Raw genomic sequence first — 23,132 nt, forward strand, 5'->3', positions numbered from 1 at the left:
TGAAAGAGTTGTTGAACTTTTCTACGCGCGGCAGAACTATCCGCGACTACGCCGCCACGCACCCGGACCCGGGGTGGGGTCCAGGCGCAGTTGTTGGCGACGGACCCAGTGACGGACGTTCGGCTTGGTTGGGGCGGCTTCCTGCGGTGTCCCAAGGGAGATCACGACGGCGGCAATCGCCGCGAGCTCTTCGGCCGTCGGTTCGCCCTTGACCACCGAGAACAGCGGGGTGGCCGGTTCTTGATCGGGCGCCGTATCGGCGCGGTGCTTCGGCGTGCTCACAGCGGGATGTTTCCGTGCTTCTTGGTGGGCAGGCTGGCACGCTTGTCGCGAAGGGCGCGCAGGCCGCGAATGATCTGCACACGGGTATCCGAGGGAGCGATCACGGCATCAACATAACCCAGTTCAGCTGCCTGGTACGGGTTGAGCAGTTCTTCCTCGTAGCCCTGGATGATCTCGGCGCGCTTGGCTTCGACGTCGCCTCCTGCTTCTGCAACGGCTGCGAGGTCGCGGCGGTACAGGATGTTCACTGCGCCCTGGGCACCCATGACGCCGATCTGTGCAGTTGGCCAGGCGAGGTTGAGGTCCGCCCCGAGCTTCTTGGAGCCCATCACGATGTAGGCACCACCGTAAGCCTTGCGCGTGATGACGGTGAGCTTGGGAACGGTTGCCTCGGCGTAGGCATAAAGAAGCTTGGCGCCGCGGCGGATGATGCCCTGGAATTCCTGGTCCTTACCGGGCAGGAAGCCGGGGACATCCACCAGGGTGATGATCGGGATGTTGAAGGCATCGCAGTGTCGGACAAAACGCGCGGCCTTTTCCGAGGCGGAAATGTCCAGCGTCCCTGCGAACTGCATGGGCTGGTTGGCCACAATCCCAACGGTGTGTCCCTCAACGCGGCCGTATCCAATGATCACGTTGGGCGCGTACAGCGACTGCATTTCCAGGAAGTGCGCGTCGTCCACGATCTGCTCGATCACCTTGCGCATGTCGTAAGGCTGGTTGGCGGAGTCGGGGATCAACCCGTCCAGGGCGAGGTCGTCGTCGTCGAGTTCCAGTTCCTGGTCGTGCTCAACAACCGGGGCTTCGGAGAGGTTGTTGGAGGGCAGGAAGTCCAGGAGCTCGCGGACGAACTCAATGGCGTCGGCTTCGTCGGAGGCCAGGTACGTGGAGGTGCCGGTGGTGGCGTTGTGCTGGCGTGCGCCGCCCAAGGTTTCCATATCCACGTCTTCACCGGTGACGGTCTTGATGACATCGGGTCCTGTGATGAACATGTGGGACGTCTTGTCCACCATGACCACGTAATCGGTCAGGGCGGGGGAGTACGCGGCGCCGCCGGCGCACGGGCCCATGATGAGGGAAATCTGGGGGACCACGCCGGAAGCGTGGACGTTGTTGCGGAAGATGTCCGCGAACATGGCCAGCGAGGCGACGCCTTCCTGGATACGCGCACCGCCGCCGTCGTTGATGCCCACAACCGGGCACCCGTTGCGGAGGGCAAATTCCTGGACCTTGACGATCTTCTCGCCATTGACCTGGCTCAACGAGCCGCCGTAGACATTGAAGTCCTGGCTGTAGATAGCGACGAGGCGTCCGTCCACTGTGCCGTAGCCGGAGACGACGCCGTCACCCAGGGGCTTCTTCTTTTCCATGCCGAATGCGGTGGAGCGGTGGACTGCAAGGGCGTCGAACTCGACGAATGATTCCGGATCCAACAGGAGGTCGATGCGTTCGCGGGCAGTGTTCTTACCGCGCGCGTGCTGCTTCTCAATCGCTTCCGGGCCGGAGGGTTGCTCGGCACGTGCCTGGCGGTCGCGGAAGTCGGCAATCTTTCCCGCTGTCGTTGTCAGATCGTGGCTCATGAAGTGTCTCCGGCTCTGTAGCTGATTTTCGCTGACGCAGTTCGGTGTTGGCGCGAAGCTTAAGTAGCTTCCGTACAAAGAACAGGCCCCGCAGGCCAGTCTAGTGACGCCTTTGCCGCGAACCGCTGTAGAAACCCTACAATTTTCCGCGTCCAACCCAAAGGCAACGCTATGTTACCCGTCAGTAACCTACTTGGGTTAGAGTGTCCCCATGACTTCAAGCAACGACGCTTCCCGCGCACTCCCGAAGGCAGAAACTCCCTACGTGGCCACCGGATCGCTCAAGGGCAGGACCATCCTGATGTCCGGTGGAAGCCGCGGCATCGGACTGGCCATTGCCACCCGCGCAGCCCGCGATGGCGCCAATATTGTGCTGATGGCAAAGACCGGCGACCCGCATCCCAAACTAGAAGGGACGGTGTTTACCGCGGCTGACCAGTTGGTCGCGGCGGGCGGCCAGGCGCTGCCGCTTGTCGGGGATGTCCGCAACGATGACGACGTCGCTGCAGCGGTCGCCGCCGCCGTCGAGCGTTTCGGAGGGATCGACGTCGTCGTTAACAACGCCTCGGCGATCGACCTGTCCCGAACCGACGCCGTGGACATGAAGCGCTATGACCTCATGCAGGACATCAACGTCCGTGGCACTTTCCTGCTCTCCAAGCTGGCTCTGCCGGCTCTGCGGGAGTCAGGGCACGGCCACATCCTCACATTGTCGCCGCCCCTCAACCTGGACCCCAAATGGGCAGGGATGCACCTCGCGTACACCATGGCCAAGTACGGGATGAGCCTCACCACCCTCGGTCTCGCCGAAGAGCTTAAGGACGACGGCGTTTCGGTCAACTCGCTCTGGCCCTGCACGCTGATCGACACGGCCGCGATCCGGAACATGCCCGGCGGCCAGCAGATCGTCCAAGCAGCACGTGGCCCGGAGATCATGGCCGACGCGGCGCACGCTGTACTGACCGGCCAGGGCACCACAGGTAATTTCTTCACCGACGAACAGGTGCTCCGCGCCGCCGGCGTGTCGGACTTCACGCCGTACAGCCTCGGCGCCCCCGAAGACCGCCTGGTGCCGGACATTTTTCTCTAGGCGGATTCCCAGACGCTTTTGGAGCCAGACACCATCCCAGGCCGCCGCAACTGGATAGGATTCAGCTATGGATGCCGAACAGCCAGAGAGCAGCGAGCCGCACGTCCCCTCTGCCCACACAGACCGGCCCGGGCTGGACCGCCAGGCGCTCCTTGAGCCGGACTTCCTGTCGGCAACGGGCATCTCCCAACTGAACATCGTCGAGTCCACAGGATCCACCAACCAGGACCTGGTGCGGGCCGTCACTGTCGAGCCGAAGAAGTGGGCCGACCTCGCCGTGCTGACTGCGGAGCACCAGACTGCCGCACGCGGACGGCTGGACCGTCATTGGGAATCGCCGGAACGCTCCGCCGTGTCTGTGTCCATGGTGCTGCGCCCCGTCACGGCTGACGGCATGCCCGTCCCCACGCAAAGCTATTCGTGGATTTCTCTTCTGGCTGCCGTCGCGTTGCGGGAGGCCCTCCAAGAAACGGCCGGTGTGACCGCGGAGATCAAATGGCCCAATGATGTCCTGGTAAACGGACGCAAGATCGCAGGGATACTGGCCCAGATGACGCCCTTGGGGGACGGGTCGGTCCCCGCGGTGATCCTGGGAGTTGGACTCAACGTGTCCCTGGCCGAAGACGAACTTCCGGTGCCCACGGCCACGTCACTCGCCCTGGAAGGGGCCACGACGACGGACCGCACCGCGCTGCTGAAGAGCTACCTATCGCGGTTTGCGCGGTTGTACCGCAGTTTCTGCAACGCCGAAGGTGACCCGGCTGCCGGCCTGGCCGGGGGACCGTCCCTGCATAAGCGCGTTGAATCCGCCATGGTGACATTGGGTCGCGAGGTCCGGGCCCACTTGCCTGGTGACAATGAACTGGTGGGGCATGCGTCCCGCCTTGATGAGCATGGTTCGCTGCTGGTTGTGGACCGTGGCGGCAGGGAGCACGTTATTACAGCCGGGGATGTGGTGCATTTGCGCGCCACAGAAAGCGGTTATGCGTAAGGAGTTGCTACCGGGGGAACAGGTCATCGCCGTGACACGGCAGCAGGGCCGAACCCTGTTTCTTCCTGTGCTGGTGTTCATTGTCGTTCCGGCTGTTGCCGCTTACGCCTGTGCCTGGGTGGTCAAAGGCAATGCGCAGCGTCTGGCCCCCTTCATTACCGCGGAATGGACGCCATGGCTCATGGGCGCTGCGGTGGTTCTTGCTGCGTGGGTGCTGCTTGCCTACTGCTTCAAACGTGTGCTCCACTGGCGTTCTGTCCGATACATCCTGACGAGCCGCAGGATACTTGCCAAGTACGGCATGTTTCGACGCAATGACTGGCAGGTTTCCCTCATGGCGGTACGTCACGTGGGGGTTCATCAGACGGTGATCCAGCGGGCACTGCACTCCGGGAATATATCCTTGGATACCGGGCACTCCGGAGTGGCCGTGCTGAACGACGTCCCCCTGGTTGGGAAATTCAGGGGCTTCATTCTTGACGCGATGGATGAGCTCCCGAAGGGTGAGGTTTTTGAGGGTGAAGTGCTGAGGGATTTTGACGAGTTGCCGTGGGAGCTGAGAGAAGGTGGAAGAGATGAGCGTTGAGGATCAGCAGTCCGGCGAGGACCTGGACCAGGAGTTCGACGCCGTACCCGAGCCTTCCGCGGACGAGGACACCGAGGCGCGGCCCGCACCGGTGACCACCGGTCCGCCCACTGGCGTGATGTCCGCGGAGCGCCTCGCCATTAAGGCACTTGAGTCCAAGCTCCTGGGTGGGGAACGCAAGCTCCGCCGTCGTGAAGTTGCCGCCGGTGCCGGCGTGTCCATCCTTTCCGCCCGGAAGATATGGCGAGCCCTGGGCTTCCCGAACTTTGGCGATGAGGACGTTGCCTTCACCGAGCGGGACCAGGCGGCGCTGTCCCGCATCCTTGACCTGGTGCGTGCGGGCCTCCTGACTGAAGAGGCCGCGATTTCCGTGACCCGGTCCATCGGGCAAATGACCGACCGTATGGTGGTCTGGCAAATCGAAGCCCTGGTGGAGGACATGGTGTCCGAACAGGGTATTCCCGACGCCGTCGCCCGCAAGAAATTGGTGGCCCAGCTGCCTGCCCTTGTTGACTCGCTCGAAGAGATCCTTGTCTACTCCTACCGCCGCCAACTCAACGCCGGCGTTCAGCGGCTGGCCGTTCGCGCCGAAGCCGGCTTGCAGGCCAGCGAGGAAGGCCGCGAGGGCGATGAGGACGATTCGCCGTTGCCGCTGGCCCGGGCCGTTGGGTTCGCGGACTTGGTCTCTTACACCAGCCTTTCGCGCCGGATGAATGAGAAGACGCTGGCGCAACTGGTACAGCGCTTTGAGAACAAGTGTGCGGAAATCATCTCCGTCGGCGGTGGCCGCTTGGTTAAGACTGTCGGTGACGAAGTCCTCTACATTGCCGAAACGCCTGCGGCCGGAGCCGAAATTTCGCTGGCGCTCGCCCAGGCCTTCACGGAAGACGAGATCCTGCCCCAATGCCGTGTGTCCATGGTGTGGGGCCGCATCCTTTCCCGGCTCGGCGACATCTACGGGCCTACGGTTAACCTTGCTGCACGGCTCACCACCCTGGCCCAGCCCGGAACGGTTTTGGTGGATGCCATGACGGCTGCGGCACTGGGGCAGGACGACCGCTTTGTCCTGGTTCCCCAGAAGTCCGAGAATGTCCGTGGCTTCGGCGAAATCCATCCCGTGATGTTGGCCCGTGGCCGGGGCAAGGGCCTGGTTCTGGACTAAGCCCCTCCGGGCCCTGTGCCCCTCCGACCACCCACCCCGGACGCTCCCTCACATCCCACCGTATTCCGCCGGACGCTCTCTCACTTCCTTGAAGAAAGTGGGAGAGCGTTCCGGTTTAAGGGGGTGGGATGTGCGAGAGGGTGGGGCAGCTAGCGGTTCGGATGGTGCGTTTCAAGTCACAGCTTGGCTATTCGATGGATTAACCCGGTAGGCTGTGCGTTGATTGTGCTGACGGTAATGACGGCGGAAAACCGGGCAGTTGTCCCCATCGCGCGACCCCGGCAATGCACAGTAGGCTGTGCAAGCCAATGGATGGCACCTTCCCGGGTTCCCTCGATTGGCCATGGGGTGCGTGGGATAGTCTTGGTGACTGAAAATTCCGCCGCCGTATGGGGGTACTGCGGAATGCAAGGCTGCCGGCATTTGTCGGTTGGCCTGGACGTCGCTGCTTGTGGGCGGCTGTACACAAAGGGAATTTTGGGGCTGTGACATCTTTCTTGGGGCGATTGTGGCCAAAAAAGCGTCGGAACAAGAAACTCATATCGGGCATAGCGGGGACCGCGGCGGGCGCGGTACTCGTCGCCGGTGCGGTGCTCTATCCGGGGTTCAAGACCACTGAGGTGGACTTGAACGACGGCGGCGTCTGGGTTGTGAGCAAGACCAAGAACGCTGTGGGGCGGCTGAACTATCCCTCCCGCGTCCTCGACGGCGCAGTTACCCCGGCCACCACGACTTTCGATGTGCTTCAGCACGATGGCAACGTCTTCGTGGACGACGAATCCGGTTCCACGATCAACCAGGTGTCGGCCGCAAACCTCAAGCTCGGCGGCGACAAGCAACTGCCGTCGTCCTCGCAAGTCAGTTACGGTTCAACCGTCCTTTCTGTGACAGACCCTGCCCGTGGCAAGGTGTGGGCTTTGTCGCCGTCCACCGTCAACGGCTTCGACGAAGAGGGCACCGAGCCCGTGTTGACGGGCAACCAAGGCCTTGTCTCGGCCGTCGGGGCTGACAACCGCATCTACACCGCGGATCCCGGCAAGGGCGAGATCACAGTCACCACCGTTGACGCAGATGGGGTGCGAACCAACTCCGAGGTCACCAGTGTGGACGGGCTCAAGGGAGCGGGCGACCTGCAGATCGCCGTGGTGGGGGACAAGCCAGTGCTCCTGGACGCCAATTCGGGGAATCTCTTCCTCCCGGGCGGCCGCAAGCTCCAACTGCAGGACGCCCGCGAGGCGAAGCTGCAGCAGAGCAGCGAAGGCAGCAGTTACGTGGCCATCGCTACGCGCAAGGCCCTTTTGAAGCAACCGCTGGACGGAGGGACTGCTGCTACCGTCAACGCCGACGGCGAGGGCGTTCCGGCAGCGCCGGTCCAGGTCAGTAAGTGCGTTCACGCAGCTTGGGCGGGAGCCAACAAGTACGTACGCGATTGCGATAACGACGCCGATGACAAGAAAAACAATGTTCCCAAGGCAAGTGCCTCGCCGAGCTACGTGTTCCGCGTCAACCGCGATCTCGTGGTCCTCAACGATGTGAATTCAGGCAGCGTGTGGCTGGTCAACCAGAACATGCAGCTCGTCAACAACTGGGACGACGTTGTCCCTCCCAAAAACCAGTCCGATGACCAGGACCAGGAGTCGGCGGACAACAACACCATCAACGTCCTCCCGGACCGCACCAAGCCGAACCGCCCACCGGAGACCAAACCCGATGAGTTCGGCGTCCGCCCGGGCCGGACATCCATCCTGAGCGTCCTGGACAACGATTCAGATCCCGACGGCGATGTCCTTACCGCTGCTGTGGGGGCGAACGGCCCGAAGGCGGGTGCGCTGGAGAACATCTACGGTGGCTCGGCCTTCCAGATCAAGGTCCCGGCCGAAGCCAAACCGGGGACGGAAGTCTTCGACTACAACGCCTCCGATGGCCGTGGCCTGTCAGCCGGCGGCCAAGTAACACTTCATGTGGTGGGACCGGATGAGAACAAGCCGCCCTTCTTCAAACGCGGCGAGCCCACCACCATGCTGGTGGAACAGGGAAAATCGGTGAGCCAAAACATCCTCACTGACTGGATGGACCCGGACGGGGACGACCTCGTCCTCCTGGACGCAAAGTCTGACAACGACCAGGACCAGGTGAAGGTGCGCCGCGACGGCTTGCTGACCTACCAGGATTCCGGTGCTGCCCCCGGTAAGAAGAACGTCACCATCACTGTTTGGGACGGACGCGCAACCACCACGGGCCGCGTGGTGGTCAACGTGCAGCCGCCAGGCGCCCTCGCCCCGGTGGTCAACGCAGACCACGTCACTGCGGTGGTGGGCCAGGACCTGGTGATCGCACCGTTGAAGAACGACGTCGATCCCAACGGTGGTGCCCTGCGGGTGGCGCATGTCGAGGCTGCCGGTCAAGCGGAGCTCGGCCCGGTGACCGACGGCGGTACCTTCACTTTCCGGAGCAACACCCCGGGCCCGGTCTACTTGACGTACATCGCCAGCAACGGCCCCCAAAGCAGCCAAGGCCTGATCCGCGTGGACGTGGAGTCCGGCAAGAACGCGGGAGCCCCGGTAGCCGTCCACGACGTCGCGCTGTTGCCCGTCGGTGGCAGCGTGCTGGTGGATCCGCTGGCCAACGACTCCGATCCGTCCGGCGGCGTGCTGGTGCTTCAGTCGGTGACCGTCCCGGATGGCTCGTCCGCTTCTGTGAGCGTCATTGACCATAGCGTCCTGCGGGTCACGGATGTCCTGGGCGCGAAGGAACCCTTCGTTTTCAGCTACACCATGTCCAACGGCCGCGCCTCAGCCACAGGTACCGTTGGCGTCGTCCCGGTGCCGGCTCCCGCCGTCGTCGAGGCTCCGCAGCCGAAACCTGACGAAGTCAACGTCCGCGTCAACGACGTCGTGACCATTCCTGTCTTGGACAACGACACCCACCCGCAGGGTGAAGAGCTGTCCGTGGACCCAGTGCTGGCCCAGGGGATCCCGGAGGAAGACGGCAAGGCCTTCATTTCCGAGAAGACCCTGCGTTTCATCGCAGGACCGACTCCCAAGACAGTGCGTGCCATCTACAACGCGGTGGATCCACAGGGGCAAAAGAGCGCCGCCGCCGTCACTATCCACATCCTGCCGCTGGAGGGGACCCAGAATTCGCGCCCGCAGCCGAAGAACCTCACGGCCCGGGTGGTGGCTGGTGGCAGTGTCCGGATTCCGGTGCCACTGGACGGCATAGACCCCGACGGCGATTCAGGCCAGCTCACCGGTATCGACAGCACGCCCACCATGGGAACGGCGACGGCGGGTAGCAGCTTCATCGACTTCGTCGCCGCCGGTGATGGTGCCGGGACCGATACGTTCCGGTACAAAGTGATCGACCGGCAAGGCGCCGTCAACACCGGAACGGTGACGGTGGGCGTCGCACCACGCGGGGAAAATAACCAGAAACCGGCACCCGTGGATGACGAGGTCAAGGTCCGTCCTGGCCGGCAGATCGCCGTCGACGCGACCGCGAACGACACTGACCCCGACGGCGACATCATCCGTATCCTGACGGACAGTATTGAAGCTGACCAGGGCGTGGATGCCCAAGTCAGCAAGACCAGTGGCCGTGTCCTGGTGACAGCCCCGGCCGTCGAGGGCACCATCAACGTGCGCTACTCGGTGGCTGATGATCGAGATGCCGTGGGTAACGCCACCATCCGTGTGATCGTGAAGAACGACATCCCGCTGCAGGCACCGATCGCCCGCGACGACCGTGTGACGTCAGCCCAGACCTTGGGCAAGACTGCCGTTGACGTTCCCGTCCTGAAGAACGACGAGGACCCTGACGGTGTGGGGGAGAACCTGAAGATCAGCACCGGGCTGGAGACCGCCCGGCCGGGTCCCGACGGCAACGTGGTGGTGGACCTCACCGAGCAGCCGCAGCTGGTTCCCTACACGGTGGAAGATGTGGACGGCCAGAAGTCCACCGCCATTATCTGGGTTCCGGGCATCGGCCAGCAGGTTCCAACTTTGGCCAAGGACGATGTTGTGGAACTCGTTTCGGGCCAGTCCGTCACAGTGGACCTCGCTGAATGGGTGAAGGTCCGTGATGGACGATCACCCCAACTGACCCAGTTGGACCGCATCAAATTGATTGGATCCGACGGCAGTAACCCGGTGGCCAACAACGGAACGGCCATCAAATACACGGCCGGCGCGGAATATGTTGGCCCGGGCTCCATCAGCTTTGAAGTCACGGACGGCTCCGGCCCCGATGACCCCAACGGATTGAAGTCGACGCTGAGCATCCGGACCAAGGTGCTGCCGGATCCCAACAAGAACAACCCGCCGGTGCTTCTGGGAAGTGACCTGGAGGTGCCCAAGGGCGACTCCGCCAGCCTGGACCTGGGCAAGCTCACGTCCGATCCCGATTCCGATGACGTCCAGAACATGAACTACGAACTTGTGGGCGCAGCTCCTGGTGGATTCAGGGTCAACGTGGACGGCAAATCACTGAAGGTTTCAGCCGACGATTCGGTGCAGATCGGGCAGGCCGGAGCCGTCCAGGTGAAGGCCAAAGACCCACGTGGGCTCGAAGCGTTGGCCACTTACAAGCTCACGCTGACCGCTTCCAACCGGCCCAAGCCGGTAGCCAACGATGACGCTGAACCGGATGCCCAATCAGGGAAGCCGGTGACGGTGAACGTACTGGCGAACGACTCCAACCCGTTCCCGGATACGGCCCTGAAGATCGTCTCGGCTGTCACCGAGACCGGCCAAGGGTCCGCCGACATCGGCGGCGACAGCGTTACCGTCACACCGGCTTCCGGATTTACGGGCACCATGGTGGTTGCTTATACGGTCTCGGATAAGACGGGGGAGCTCTCCCGCTACGCGACAGCCCGCATCCGCCTGACCGTTAAGGACAAACCAGCAGCGCCGACCACACCGCTGGCCCAGAGCGTGGGAGACCAGACGGCCCTGCTCACCTGGAATGCCCCTGCAGATCGTGGTTCCCCCATCACCAAGTACACCGTGTACGGCGAGGGCGGATTCAAGCAGGACTGCCCTGCCAACACCTGCACCCTGACCGGGCTGACCAACAACGTGAAGTACCACTTCGCGGTGACGGCCACCAATGCCATCAATGAGTCCGAGCGTTCACCGGCTTCCGCCGAGGTGCGTCCGGACGTGAAGCCTGATACTCCGGTGGCACCGACGCTGAAGTTCGGCGACAAGCAGCTTTCGGTCGCATGGGTTCCTCCGGCCAGTAAGGGCTCTCCGATCAAGTCCTACGATCTGGAGATCTCGCCTGCCCCGGCAGGACAGAACGCCCAGATCCAGAACCTCACCGGCTCCAGCCATGTTTGGTCGGGGCTGACCAATGGTGTGGCGTACAAGGTGCGCGTGCTCGCCAGGAATGACGCGAAGGAGCCGTCGGAGTGGAGCCCGTACTCTGCTGCCGAGACCCCTGCCGGCGTTCCTGCGACGCCTGGCGCCCCAAGCGTTTCCGGGGCCGGGTCCGTCAACCAGAACAGCCAGCTGCAGGTCAGCTGGAAGGCGCCCAACAACAACGGTGACGCCATCTCCGCCTACACGCTGACCACCTACCGCGGCGGCGCCGTCGTCGGTACCCAGTCGGTGGCCGCGACGTCGCAGAACGTCACCGTGGCCAACAACGAAGCCGACTACACCTTCACTGTTTCGGCAACGAACAAGGCCGGGGTCAGTGGTGTAAGCCAACAGTCCGCCGGGATCCGGGCCGCAGGCAAGCCCGGTCAGGTCAGCAGTGGTTCGGTCACGGCAACAGGAGCCAGCGGCCAGTTGCGGGTCACGTTCACCCCGCTCAGCGGAACAGAGCGTAACGGTTCCCAAGACAACGAAATCACCTACCGCTGGCAGACAGCCAACGGCTCCGGTCCCATCGGGCGCGGTGGCGGTGACATCGGGGGCCAACCCAACGGCACCAATGTTGCGGTCAACATCATCGCGACGTCGGTCAAGAACGGTATGGCCGGCGACGGCAAGAATATCGGCTCGGGTAACCCGTACGGTCCTCCCAACGCACCGAACGTCAGCGGCGGCAAGTCCGCCAAGGGCGACGGCCAGGTCCACTGGACGTGGAACAACCCGAACATGAACGGCCGCCCACTGGACCACTATGAGGTCAGCCTCGACAACGGCGGCTGGACTGGAGTGGGCAAGGCAAACAGCTATGACGCGCCCGGTGGCGGTTGGGACAAGACCCGGCAGCTGAAGGTCCGGGCTGTGACGGTTGTTGCCGGTCCCGGGAGCGGCAACGTGAACGCCACCAGTGGCGCCGACCCGACGCCTCCGCCGCCTCCGCCGGCACCGTCGGAGATCCTGGCGCACAACAGCACCTGCCCCGGTAAGCCAGGCCAACCGGACACCTACAACCCGAGCGGTCCCTCGTGCGGGGTCGGCTGGGTTCAGCGGTCCTGGGGTTGGATCGAAGTCACCTGCAGGCAGAACATCTACAACAACGGCACTCCTTGGTACAAGCTCAAGGGCTCACCGAAGGACGGCTGGTTCGTCAAGTCGACCACGGTGGACGTCCGCAACGGCGTACCCCCACCCTGCTGACGAACCGTCAGCCCTGATCAACAACATCACCCTTCACAACGAACAGGACCAACCGATGACCATGACAAACGAGCAAGCCGCGTGGTTTGCAGAAACGTTCGAGAAGCTCGTTGCCAATGTGGGCCAGGCAGTACTGGGCAAGGAACACGTCATCCGGCTGACCTTCACAGCGATGCTGGCCGAAGGGCACGTCCTGTTCGAGGACGCACCCGGGACGGGAAAAACGTCGCTGGCCCGTGCGCTGGCTGCAACGGTGCAGGGTTCACACAATCGCATCCAGTTCACCCCCGACCTTCTGCCGTCGGACGTCACGGGTGTGACCATCTATGACCAGAAGACCCAGAAGTTCGAGTTCCACAAGGGTCCGGTCTTCAGCAACATCGTCCTTGCCGACGAAATCAACCGCGCCTCCCCGAAGACGCAGTCCGCGTTGCTTGAGGTCATGGAAGAGTCGCGCGTGACGGTTGATGGCACCACCTACGACGCCGGTCGTCCGTTCATGGTGCTGGCGACCCAGAACCCGATCGAGCAGGCGGGCACGTACCGGCTGCCGGAAGCCCAGCTTGACCGCTTCCTGATCAAGACCTCCATAGGTTACCCGGACCACGCATCCACGGTCCGGTTGCTGGGCGGGGCCAACCTCAAGGACCGGTCGAAGGACCTGACGGCCATCATCACTACCCAGGCCGTGGCTGACATGGCAGACCTGGGCGCGACCACCCACGTGGATACGGCTGTGCTGGAGTACATTTCCCGCCTGTGCGAGGAGACCCGCAACGCCCCCGAGACCCGCCTCGGTGTGTCCGTCCGTGGCGCCTTGGCCATGGTGCGGGCTGCGAAAGTGTGGGCCGCCGGGCAGGGCCGGAACTTCGTGCTGCCGGACGACGTCAAGGAACTGGCACCTGTGGTGTGGACGCACCGATTGGTGATGGATCCGGAAGCCGAGTTCTCCGGTGCCACACCGGAAGTCGTGCTCAACCGCGTCCTCGCCGACGTCGCTGCCCCACAGCAGCGCGCCACGGCCTAGCGGCCACTCCTGACCCACCACGCACCTGCACTCCGGCACGAACAAAGGTCCCCACATGTCCTCCAGCACACCCCTGAACAGGGCTGCTGATTCGCTCAAGCGCGCTGCCTCGTCGCTTGGCGGCGCCGTCCGCGGCCTCCGCGGTTCGGCCGATCCCTCGGGCAACCGCCCCGACCGGGGTAGCCGAACCGGCAAGGCAAGCAAGCTCCACCCGGCGTCGCTTTGGGTTGAAGCGGCTGGAACGGCCGGCGAGGTCCTGCTCCCGGCCTGGCGTGCAGTCCGGAAAGCCTGGTTGACGTATGCCTGGCCCGTTCTTGCCGTGGTCAGCCTCCTGGGCTGGGTTGTCCTGGCCGCTGCCATCGGACTGTGGTGGGCCGGTCAGGCCTGGGGTTGGCAGGAAGCGAAGTCGGCCGCGTTGGTTGCCTTCCTCCTGTTCGTCCTGGCCATTGCCTTCATTGTTGGCCGGTCCGCGTACGGTGTGGTCCTGGACCTTGCCCGCACCCGCGTAGCTGTTGGAGACGACGCGGTGGGCAGCATCGCCGTATCCAACGTTTCCACCCGGCCCCTCCTGCCCGCGGCGCTGGAATTGCCCGTGGGCGCCAACACCGCAATCTTCCACTTGCCGCGCATGAAACCCGCCCAGGTCCATGAGGACCTCTTCACCATCCCCACAGCCCGCCGGGCAGTGATCGTGGTGGGGCCCGTCCGTTCGGTTCGGGCCGACCCCCTCCACCTCCTGCGTCGCAGGGTGCTGTGGACCGAGCCCGTGGATTTGTTCGTGCACCCGCGGACAGTGTCGCTGGGCAGTTCTGCTGCCGGGTTCATTCGCGACCTTGAGGGCATGCCCACGACGGAGCTCTCCAGCGCAGACGTCTCCTTCCACGCCCTGCGGGACTACGTCCCCGGGGACGATAGACGGCACATCCACTGGAAGACCACCGCCCGCACCAACAAGCTCATGGTCCGCCAGTTTGAAGAGACGCGCCGTGCGCACCTCGCCATTGCGTTGTCGATCAACACCGACGAATACGACTCCGAGGCGGAGTTCGAAATGGCAATTTCGGTTGCGGCGTCCATCGGCCGCCAAGCCATCCGCGAGCAGCGTGACCTGGACGTCCTGACCCAAAAAGGGCCGCTTCGCTGTGAAACCGGCCGTAACCTGTTGGACGACACCACCCGGATTGTCGGGGCACCCATGCGAAAGACCGCCGTTGACCTCGCCCGGAATCTTGCCGACGCTGTCCCGAATGCCTCCGTGGTGTTCTTCGTCGTCGGCAGCCACGTCACAGCGACCCAGCTCCGTACTTCGGCAGCCTCCGTTCCGCCGGGCGTGCGAAGCCTGGCCGTGCGGGTTCAACCCGGGGCCGCTGCGTCCAGGGCCAACATCGCGGACCTGACCGTCCTCACCGTTGGCGACCTGGACGATCTCGCCATTGTTCTTCGAAAGGCGGCAGCATGAGCTCCGCGCCCAACGTTCGCGTCCGGCCCCGTGCGGCCAGGTCTGCGGGACGGACCACGAATACCGGCGGGGGATCGCCATTCGGTGCAGGCCGCCCCCTGTGGCATTTCGCCGTCGACTTCGCCTCTTTGACAGTGTTGCTGCTGCTCGGCGTTCTTGGCTTTAGCCTCAGCTTCGGGGGAGACCCCCGTTATTTCATCGCAGGCCTGGGAGGTGTGCTCCTGGGACTGGGTATTGCGGTGCTGAACGCGCACTTGCGCCTGGGGATGCTCATCACCACCGCCTTGGCCCTGGGTGCCTACCTGCTGCTTGGCCCGGCGCTGGCGGTCCCGGACTCTGCCGCGTTCGGCGTCCTGCCAAGCCTCGAGTCGCTGAGGACCTTGCTCCTGGGCGTTGTCTTCGCCTGGAAGGACATGTTGACCGTCGGGGTCCCCGTGGGGACCGCGAACGGTACGCTGATCGTGCCGTTCCTGAGCTCGCTGCTCACGGCCCTGGCCGCCGGACTCCTGACGTGGCGGCTGAAAAGCCCGTACTGGCCGCTGCTTCCAGTGCTGGTCCTGTTCGTTACCGGTATCGCTTTCAGTACCAACGCCGGGTTCCTCAACGTGGAGCGCGGCGTCTCGCTGACCATTGTGTCAATCGTTTGGGCGACGTTCCGCCGCGACGTCCTGCGCCTGAGCAGCACCAGGACCGTTTCGGCCAACAGGCCCAATTCCGACGCCGGTGCGGCCCGCCGCGGCCAGCTCCGCCGTCTGGGGACTGCTGCAGCCGTGATCGCCGTTGCGGTAGGGGTCACCGCGCTCGCATCACCCCTGGTGACCGCCAGCGATGACCGGAAGGTCCTCCGCAACACGATCGTTCCGCCCTTCGATCCCAGGCAATATGTGACGCCGCTGGCGAGCTTCCGGAATTTCGTCAAGGACGAGAAGGACCGCACCCTCTTTACGGTGAAGGGCCTGCCCAAGGATGCCCGGGTCCGTCTCGCGGCGCTGGACGCCTTCAACGGCACGAACTACACGATGGATCCGAACAGCTCTGGAAACTTCAGCAAAGTGGGTGATGCCAAGTCGTTGAACACACTGGCTGACGCCGGCAGCCCGGTCAAGGCCACCAATTACACCCTGGACATCAGCATTGAGGACTATCAGGGATACTTCGTCCCGGGCGGCCGCCACACCACCGGCATGAGTTTTGCTGATGCTTCAGGCGCCGCCTCCGGCCTCTACTTCAACTCCGGAACAGATACCGCCGTGACCACTAATGGCATGGCCAAGGGCGACAGCTATACGGTCCAGGTCTCCGATCTGGGCACCTTGGAGCACGGCCAGTTGACGCAGTACGACTTTGCGAAGATGACCTTGCCTGATGCCCAGGACGTTCCGCCGATCGTGGCGTCGCAGGCCAACGAAATTTCTGCCGACGCACCGACGGCCATTGATCGTGTCCGCCAGATTGAGGCCCATTTCCAAAAGAGCGGGGCTTTCAGCAACGGGTTGGTAGCCGACGGCCAGCTTCCCAGCCTTCCCGGCCACAGTGCTGCGCGGATCAGGAACATGCTTTCGGCCAAGCAGATGCTGGGCGACGACGAGCAGTATGCCGTTTCCATGTCACTGATGCTCCGCCATTTGGGGATTCCGTCCCGCGTCGTCATGGGTTTCTATCCGGATCCCAAGAGTCCCGAAAACGGTGCAGGCGATATCAAGATCACGGGCAAGGACGTGCACGCCTGGGTGGAGGTGGCCTTCGACCGGGTGGGTTGGGTGTCCTTCGATCCCACGCCGCCCAAGGACAACGTGCCGATCCCGCCGGACCCACAGAACAAGTCCAAGCCCAAGCCGCAGGTACTGCAGCCGCCACCCCCGCCCCAGGAACCTGCGGATCTGCCGCCGGACTCCACTCCGGACGCGTTGGACGCGGACGAGAAGAAGAACAACCCGTGGCTCTTCTGGGGTCCGTTGCTCGCTGCCATCGGGGTTGCGCTGATTCCACTGGGGATCCTGGCCATTCCGTTGTTGCTGATCCTCCTGCTGAAATCACGACGCCGAAAGGCACGCTTCCGTGATGGCCATCCGGCCCAGCGTGTGAGCGGTGGCTGGAACGAAGTACTGAGCCTCGCAACTGACCTGGGTGCTTCCATCGATACCAAGTCCACCCGCCGCGAGTCCGCCACGGTCATCGCGGATGCGTTCCCGTCCACAGGGAGCACCACCACCATGCTCGCCCACCGGGCCGATGCGGCCGTTTTCGGGGCCGGACAGCCCAGCGAGGACGAGGTGAAGGAGTACTGGAAGATCGTGGATTCGTCCCTGACCGATATCACGGGGAGCGTTGGCTTCTGGAAACGGCAGCAGGCGAGGTTCTCACCGCGGTCGCTGTTGTCGGACGGCAGGGCAGCGCTCCGCCGTCGCGAGCAGTCATCAACCACTGCCGGCCGCCGGCGGTTTCGTTTGAAGCGCATGAAGGACTCCACCGATGAACAGTAGCCAGCCAGAACTGTGTCCGGCCTGCCGTCACCCGGTCCGTCCGGGGGCCACATTCTGTACGCAGTGCGGATCTCCCCTGAGCAATCGCGGAGCACGCAAAGAGGGCAACATCAACCACGCCCAAATGGCTGCTCTGGAGTCTGCCGCCCGGCAAGGCCACACCGATCCCGGTAGTATCTCGGTAGTGTCATCGCCGGTGCACCATGCGCAGGCGGGAACAACAACGACGCCGGACGCAGGACCGGGACCAGGGGGAGGGGCAACAATGACCAGCAAGCTGGAATTGGTGCCTGCATCCACCGGGAAGCGGCTCGGTGCGGCGGTTTTGGACTGGCTTGGTCCCATCGCCGTCCTGGCCACCACTTTCGCCATCGGGATTGCCGGCATCACGCAAACCCGGAAAAACGGCTTCATTGTCTATGACACCGGGCTGTTGGTCCTCCTGGGCAGCATAGGCCTGGGAGTGACAGTGGTTTATTGCTTCGTGCTCCTTGGGCTGGAAGCCAGGACCGGCAACACCCTTGGGAACAAGCTGATGGGTATCCGGAGCACCGACTCCGATGGCTACGCACCCGGGGCAGGAGCGGTCTTTGTCCGGGGCATCGTGACCGGCAGCGTCTTGCTCCTCGGCGCGCTGGCCTCTGTCATCCTCTCCGCCCTTGGCCTGATTGGTCCGGCCCTGTGGACTGGATTGCCGCTGTTGGTGCTGGGTGCGGTGTGGGCCATCCTGGTTGTCGTCTCCAACGCATGGGACAAGGACGGCAAGCTGCGCGGCTGGCACGACAAGGCCGCGAAGACATTGGTCTTCGATGTTGGTGCAGGGCGAAATCCCGTGACCACCGGCGGCATCCAAGGTCCTTACAGTTTCGCGCCGATGAACCTCCCGCCGGTGCAGCCTGTGACCTCGCCGGTCCCGGGCGGCAGGCCCACCGAACGTGCGCAGGTTGCCCCGACGCAGGTTTCACCGTCGCAATCCGCTCCCGGCCCAAGCCCGGCACCGTCTGTGCAGCCATCGCACGACCCCAATCAATGGCGGCCACCCACAGCCCCGCGCCCCGTAACCGCAGCGGGACTGCAACCGACCGTGAACCCGGAAGCCACCGCCGTCGTCCCCCAAGAGGACCATGCCGCACAACGGCCCGAACCTGACAAACAGCAGGCTTTTGCCGCCCACCCTGATGACGACGTCGAACGGACCCAGATGCGGCCGGGGGCCCGCCGGGCCCAGGCGGTACTGAGGATCACGGTCGACGACGGCCAGGACGTCCAGCTTGGCGGCTCGGTCCTGCTTGGGCGGAACCCTGCACCCCAGCCAGGGGAAACCGTGGAGCAATTGCTGCCGGTGTCGGACCCCGGCAGGTCCATCTCCAAAACCCATCTGCACCTCCGGGTTGATGGCGACGGCGTGTGGGTCACCGACCGGAATTCCACCAACGGGAGTGCAGTCACCACGCCTGACGGCATCCAGACCAGGCTCCACCCCGGCGACGCCATACTGGTCCGTCCCGGTTCGACAGTCCACTTTGGCGACCGTTCCTTCCACCTAGGACAAGCATGAATCCACAGCCGTCCACGCCCGCTGACGCCGGCCAGGCATCAGCACCGTCCACCTTCCGCCTGAGTTACGGGTACGGGACCGATCGTGGTCTCCGGCGCGAGCTGAATGAGGATTCGTTCATCGCGGCCGACCCCGTTTTTGCCGTGGCTGACGGCATGGGCGGCCACGAGGCCGGCGAAATAGCCAGCGGCATGTGCGTGCGGACGTTGGGGAGCTCACCCGAACTCGCGTCGGGCGTCCGCACCGCCTCTGCGGCGGAGCTGCAGGCCTGCCTGCTGAACGCTGACGCAGCCATCCGGACTGCCACCGGAGCCCGGGCCGGGACAACCCTGTCCGGCGTCGTGGTGGTGGAACAGATGGGCCTGCCCTACTGGTTGGTGATGAACATCGGAGACTCCAGGACCTACCGCCTGAGCCAGGGCGCGTTCGCCCAGGTCAGCGTGGACCACTCCGAGGTACAGGAACTGGTGGACTCCGGCGACATCACTGCCGAACAGGCGGCAGTCCATCCTCGGCGCCACGTGGTCACGCGCGCCTTGGGTACGGGAGATGAAACCGAAGCCGACTTCTGGTTGCTGCCCATCCAGGAAGGCGACCGGATCATGGTCTGCTCTGACGGCCTCAACGGCGAACTCGGCGATGAGCACATGTTCCGCATCCTCAGCACAGTGGCCCACCCGCAGGACGCGGTGGACGCGCTGATCCAGGCGGCTCTGCGGAGCGGGGGCCGGGACAACGTCACCGTGATTGTGGTTGACGCCAAGAACGTAATGAACGACGCCGGCATCGCCACTACCGCGCCGAGGCCCGAGGTCGCGTCCGAGGTGGAGGAAGACACCCTTCCCAGGGCTTGGGTGAATGGAACTGACCAGGAGGAAGGCGCCGATGGTAAGCAGTAACCACCGCTCGCCGGCCCGATACCAGCACGGTGAGTGGTTCGGTGTGGTCCGCGGGGGGACAGTTGTTCTCTTGGGCCCTGACACGCCACACGCACTCATCGATACCGTGTGGGAGTTGCTGGCATCTGCGCCCGAGGCCCATGAGGTGCTTCACGAAGTGACGGAGGCCTTCGGTGTCTCGCTCAGCCGTATCCCTCCTTTCGGGATCATCGCCGCCACGGATGCCCTGCGTGTTTTCCTCCGCGGGGAGCTCGAATTGCTGGTGCACCTGGAGGACGGCCAGGAACGGATCACCGGGCGGGACGTGACCACCTGGACCGAACGGCGGATCGCGGATGCCCGGGGTTACAGTCTCCGCATCGGCAGCAGCACCACGCCACTGGACCAGTCTTCGTTGAGCGGGGCTGCCCTGAACAGCTTTCCCTTGGCCGAAGGCGTGGTGCTGCTGGCATCCCTTGACGTCCAGTTGGGTACGGCGGCAGGCGGCGCTGTAGCCGAGGCTGAGCCCGGAGCCGTTCCTGTTCCTGAAACTGCAGCGACCGGGACCCCGGTCTCCGATCGGGTGTCCGATGAAACCATGATCGGCTTCCCGGAGCCGGAACCGGAACCGGAGCGCGAGCCCGAACCGGAGCCCGAGCCCGAACCCGAGCTGATGCTGGAACCCGAACCCGAACCCGAGCCGGAGCCAGAAGAAGAAGCCCAGCTTCCCGTCCACACCAGCAGCACCGATCCCTTGGTCCCGTCGCTGGAGAACACCACCAACTACGACCACCTCTGGGATAAGACGGTGATGCGGAACATCGAGGACGCCGCCGTCCGCATCGACGATGAAGCCGAGCACCCACACGAAGCACCGGCCCCTCCGGTTGCGCCAACCCCGCCCGAACCACCGGCCGCGGAAACCACAGCGGCAGCGAGCGGGCCCGCTCCGGCCGAGTCCGCCGTCGGGCAGGTCCAGGCTGTACCGGCCACGGGCCTCATCGATTCGGTTCCGTGGCTCCGAAGCAGCTCCGGCACGTCAACTGCGGTCGGCAACCCGTCCGCTGCGCCGGCCGTTCAGGCCGCGGAGCAAGTGGCCGAACCCGCACCCCAAATGCCAACGGGTTGGTCGCCTGCCTTGCCACCGCCCCCGCCGTCGGAGACGTCCGGAGGAGCGGACCCGGACCACGACGGCGAAACCATTATGAAGAGCAGTCTTCCCGTCGGTAACGACACAGCCGCCCAGCAGTCCGGTGCAGCTGCAGGAACAGCACCCGTCAATGGGCCGAGTGTCCTGGCGCGTGTCTGCCCAGCAGGACATGCCAATCCGCCAACCTACCCGCAATGCTCCGTGTGCGGTATGGCACTGTCCGGGGACGCGGTCCACGTCCCGCGACCCCGGCTCGGCCGCATGCGGCTTTCCACAGGCGAGCTCATCGACCTTGACCAGTCGCTGATTATTGGCCGGCAGCCGTCGGTTTCCCGTGTCCAGGGTGGCACTATGCCCCGTTTGGTCCAGGTTGAGAGCCCTGGCGGGGACATTTCGCGCTCGCATGTCGAGGTGCGGCTGGAGGGCTGGCACGTCATGTTGTGTGACTTGAAGGCCACCAATGGCACCGTGCTCATCAGGGAAGGGCAAGCGCCACGCCGGCTCGCCCAGAACGAGATGGCCATCCTGCTGGACGGCGACATCGCCGAACTGGGTGACGATATTTCATTGCGTTTCGAGGAGATTCTTTGAGTTCCAAGAGGCCCCCCGCGCCGCCTCCACCCATCCCGGGTTTCAAATACATCAGCCTGCTGGGTTCCGGTGGCTTCTCGGATGTTTACCTTTACGAGCAGGACAGGCCGCGTCGAAAAGTGGCTGTGAAGGTGCTGTTGTCGGACCTGAAGACCGAAGGGGCGCGCCGCCGCTTCGAGTCAGAGGCGAACCTGATGGCGCAGTTGTCATCCCACCCGTACATCGTGACGATCTTCGAGGCCGAGATCACCGAAAACGGTCACTCCTACCTCGCCATGGAATACTGCTCCAGGCCAAGCCTGGACGTCCGCTACCGTCGTCAGCGCTTCAGCGTGGACGAGGTCCTCGCCATCGGGATCCAGGTGGCGTCCGCCGTCGAGACCGCGCACCGCGCCGGAATCGTGCACCGCGACATCAAGCCCGCCAACATCCTGGTCACGGACTACAACAGGCCTGCGCTGACGGACTTTGGCATCTCCGGCACCATCGGCGCCGACACCGAGGACGACGCCGGCATGTCCATTCCGTGGTCGCCGCCGGAGCAGTTCCGGGGAGGGCCAGTAGAAGGTGTCCCCGTGGACATCTGGGCTTTGGGTGCCACCCTGTACACGCTGCTGGCCGGCCGTTCGCCCTTCGTTCTTCCGGGGCAGGACAATTCACAGCGTGAACTGATTTCGAGGATCACCAACTCGGCACTTCCGCGCTTGGGCCGGGCCGATGTCCCCGAATCCCTCGAGTTGGTGTTGGCTACGGCCATGGCGAAGTCGCCCGAATCCCGCTACTCCTCGGCGCATGCTTTCGCCCTGGCGCTGCAGCGGATCCAGACCGAGCTCAACCTCTCCGTCACGCCCTTCGAAGTGCTCGAAGAACCGGGCCATGGCGAAGAGCACCCGGACGACGACGTCGAGGAAACCCGGGTCCGGAGCATCGCCTCCATCGATCCGGACGCTTCCGGAACCGCCACGACCGGGTCCGCCCCGACGTTCCCGGCACGCACGTTCCCGTCCACGGTTCCAGGTACAAGTCCGCAGCCTGTGCAGCCCAAGAACCCGCCACAAACGGTGCAGACGCCTGCCCAGTTCCAGGCACCGCCGCAATTCCGGGTGCCGGACCACACGGCCAACCGCGCGCCCGCGGAGCCGGACACCGCCGAGTCCACGGTCCTGCGCGGCTGGCAGCCTTCCGGCAAAAACGACGACGTCGACGCCACGGTCAGCCGCTCCGGCGCGCCATCGGGTGCCTCGCCGGTTGAGCCGCAGCCGGCCGACCACGGCAAACGAAACCTGTGGTTGGCGGCAACCGGCGCAGCTGTCCTGGTGGTAGCCATTGTGGTGGGCGTGGTCCTCGGGGCAAATGCCCAACCCAAGGCAGCTCCCACCGAGAGCAGCAGCAAGCCACCCGTGGACGCGCTGGGTGATGGCGGCGTTCCTGAAGTGACCGGTTTGCACGCAGAACAGCAGTCCGGCGGCATGGGACCTCCACTCATTATTTTCCGGTGGGATTACGTCGAGATGAAGCCCGGGGACACGTTCAAATGGAGGACCAAGTCGGCCAAGTCCGATGGTCCCTACGAGTCGACGCTCGCCACCAACGCAGTGGTGTCGGGTAACACAGCACCACCGGTGTGTATCCAGGTCATCCTGGTCAGGGCTGACGGATCAGCGTCGCCCGGAGGACCCGATTCCATCGCTTGCCTGGACAAGTAGACGGCTTATGCAAC

At 64.2% G+C, this 23,132-nt stretch carries 14 protein-coding genes; 12 read left to right on the forward strand and 2 right to left on the reverse strand.

What is annotated here, in order from left to right:
- Positions 1 to 36 precede the first annotated feature (36 nt).
- Both LRQ04_RS08730 and LRQ04_RS08735 read right to left on the reverse strand, forming a co-directional pair.
- Entirely contained in the window at positions 37 to 282 is a 246-nt protein-coding gene (locus LRQ04_RS08730; RefSeq protein ID WP_235519483.1) for an acyl-CoA carboxylase subunit epsilon, read from the reverse strand.
- A complete protein-coding gene (locus LRQ04_RS08735; RefSeq protein ID WP_235519485.1) occupies positions 279 to 1,862 on the reverse strand; it encodes an acyl-CoA carboxylase subunit beta in 1,584 nt (527 codons plus the stop codon). The genes LRQ04_RS08730 and LRQ04_RS08735 overlap by 4 nt, the downstream gene beginning before the upstream one ends.
- A gap of 211 nt (positions 1,863 to 2,073) precedes the next feature.
- Here LRQ04_RS08735 and LRQ04_RS08740 point away from each other — a divergent pair, with 211 nt between their 5' ends.
- The 12 genes from LRQ04_RS08740 to LRQ04_RS08795 all read left to right on the forward strand — a co-directional run bounded on the left by LRQ04_RS08740 (position 2,074) and on the right by LRQ04_RS08795 (position 23,118).
- Positions 2,074 to 2,952, forward strand: a complete 879-nt coding sequence (locus tag LRQ04_RS08740; protein ID WP_235519487.1) for an NAD(P)-dependent oxidoreductase — start codon at positions 2,074 to 2,076, stop codon at positions 2,950 to 2,952.
- Positions 2,953 to 3,019: 67 nt separating this feature from the next.
- Positions 3,020 to 3,943, forward strand: a complete 924-nt coding sequence (locus tag LRQ04_RS08745; RefSeq protein ID WP_235519492.1) for a biotin--[acetyl-CoA-carboxylase] ligase — start codon at positions 3,020 to 3,022, stop codon at positions 3,941 to 3,943.
- Complete coding sequence (locus LRQ04_RS08750) at positions 3,936 to 4,529, forward strand: PH domain-containing protein (protein ID WP_235519494.1); 594 nt, start codon at positions 3,936 to 3,938, stop codon at positions 4,527 to 4,529. The genes LRQ04_RS08745 and LRQ04_RS08750 overlap by 8 nt, the downstream gene beginning before the upstream one ends.
- Positions 4,519 to 5,691, forward strand: coding sequence for an adenylate/guanylate cyclase domain-containing protein (locus LRQ04_RS08755; protein WP_235519495.1), 1,173 nt, complete (start codon positions 4,519 to 4,521; stop codon positions 5,689 to 5,691). Before LRQ04_RS08750 ends, LRQ04_RS08755 begins: the two co-directional genes overlap by 11 nt.
- Positions 5,692 to 6,176: 485 nt before the next feature.
- A complete protein-coding gene (locus LRQ04_RS08760) occupies positions 6,177 to 12,266 on the forward strand; it encodes an Ig-like domain-containing protein (RefSeq protein WP_235519498.1) in 6,090 nt (2,029 codons plus the stop codon).
- 55 nt (positions 12,267 to 12,321) lie between these two features.
- Positions 12,322 to 13,293 (forward strand): MoxR family ATPase, encoded by a 972-nt coding sequence (locus LRQ04_RS08765; RefSeq protein ID WP_235519499.1) that lies wholly within the window; start codon positions 12,322 to 12,324, stop codon positions 13,291 to 13,293.
- Positions 13,294 to 13,348: 55 nt separating this feature from the next.
- Positions 13,349 to 14,752: a DUF58 domain-containing protein gene (locus LRQ04_RS08770; RefSeq protein ID WP_235519501.1), complete on the forward strand. Its 1,404-nt coding sequence runs from the start codon at positions 13,349 to 13,351 to the stop codon at positions 14,750 to 14,752.
- Positions 14,749 to 17,235, forward strand: coding sequence for a transglutaminase family protein (locus LRQ04_RS08775; protein ID WP_235519503.1), 2,487 nt, complete (start codon positions 14,749 to 14,751; stop codon positions 17,233 to 17,235). The genes LRQ04_RS08770 and LRQ04_RS08775 overlap by 4 nt, the downstream gene beginning before the upstream one ends.
- Positions 17,225 to 18,793, forward strand: a complete 1,569-nt coding sequence (locus LRQ04_RS08780) for an RDD family protein (RefSeq protein ID WP_235519506.1) — start codon at positions 17,225 to 17,227, stop codon at positions 18,791 to 18,793. Before LRQ04_RS08775 ends, LRQ04_RS08780 begins: the two co-directional genes overlap by 11 nt.
- Positions 18,790 to 19,692, forward strand: a complete 903-nt coding sequence (locus LRQ04_RS08785; RefSeq protein WP_235519508.1) for a PP2C family serine/threonine-protein phosphatase — start codon at positions 18,790 to 18,792, stop codon at positions 19,690 to 19,692. The genes LRQ04_RS08780 and LRQ04_RS08785 overlap by 4 nt, the downstream gene beginning before the upstream one ends.
- The gene (locus LRQ04_RS08790) at positions 19,679 to 21,412 is read left to right on the forward strand and encodes an FHA domain-containing protein (protein ID WP_235519511.1); all 1,734 of its coding nucleotides are present in this window, start codon (positions 19,679 to 19,681) and stop codon (positions 21,410 to 21,412) included. The genes LRQ04_RS08785 and LRQ04_RS08790 overlap by 14 nt, the downstream gene beginning before the upstream one ends.
- Positions 21,409 to 23,118, forward strand: a complete 1,710-nt coding sequence (locus LRQ04_RS08795; RefSeq protein ID WP_235519530.1) for a serine/threonine-protein kinase — start codon at positions 21,409 to 21,411, stop codon at positions 23,116 to 23,118. The genes LRQ04_RS08790 and LRQ04_RS08795 overlap by 4 nt, the downstream gene beginning before the upstream one ends.
- Positions 23,119 to 23,132: the final 14 nt, after the last annotated feature.

This window comes from Paenarthrobacter sp. AR 02, from assembly GCF_021538675.1.
Lineage (GTDB): Bacteria > Actinomycetota > Actinomycetes > Actinomycetales > Micrococcaceae > Arthrobacter.

What these genes read in the sequence shown, in the direction of transcription:
- LRQ04_RS08770 (WP_235519501.1), top strand. Translation starts at nt 13,349, where the DNA reads ATGTCCTCCAGCACACCCCTGAACAGGGCTGCTGATTCGCTCAAGCGC.
- LRQ04_RS08755 (WP_235519495.1), top strand. Translation starts at nt 4,519, where the DNA reads ATGAGCGTTGAGGATCAGCAGTCCGGCGAGGACCTGGACCAGGAGTTC.
- LRQ04_RS08785 (WP_235519508.1), top strand. Translation starts at nt 18,790, where the DNA reads ATGAATCCACAGCCGTCCACGCCCGCTGACGCCGGCCAGGCATCAGCA.
- LRQ04_RS08735 (WP_235519485.1), bottom strand. Translation starts at nt 1,862, where the DNA reads ATGAGCCACGATCTGACAACGACAGCGGGAAAGATTGCCGACTTCCGC.
- LRQ04_RS08750 (WP_235519494.1), top strand. Translation starts at nt 3,936, where the DNA reads ATGCGTAAGGAGTTGCTACCGGGGGAACAGGTCATCGCCGTGACACGG.
- LRQ04_RS08790 (WP_235519511.1), top strand. Translation starts at nt 19,679, where the DNA reads ATGGTAAGCAGTAACCACCGCTCGCCGGCCCGATACCAGCACGGTGAG.
- LRQ04_RS08745 (WP_235519492.1), top strand. Translation starts at nt 3,020, where the DNA reads ATGGATGCCGAACAGCCAGAGAGCAGCGAGCCGCACGTCCCCTCTGCC.
- LRQ04_RS08740 (WP_235519487.1), top strand. Translation starts at nt 2,074, where the DNA reads ATGACTTCAAGCAACGACGCTTCCCGCGCACTCCCGAAGGCAGAAACT.
- LRQ04_RS08765 (WP_235519499.1), top strand. Translation starts at nt 12,322, where the DNA reads ATGACCATGACAAACGAGCAAGCCGCGTGGTTTGCAGAAACGTTCGAG.
- LRQ04_RS08775 (WP_235519503.1), top strand. Translation starts at nt 14,749, where the DNA reads ATGAGCTCCGCGCCCAACGTTCGCGTCCGGCCCCGTGCGGCCAGGTCT.
- LRQ04_RS08780 (WP_235519506.1), top strand. Translation starts at nt 17,225, where the DNA reads ATGAACAGTAGCCAGCCAGAACTGTGTCCGGCCTGCCGTCACCCGGTC.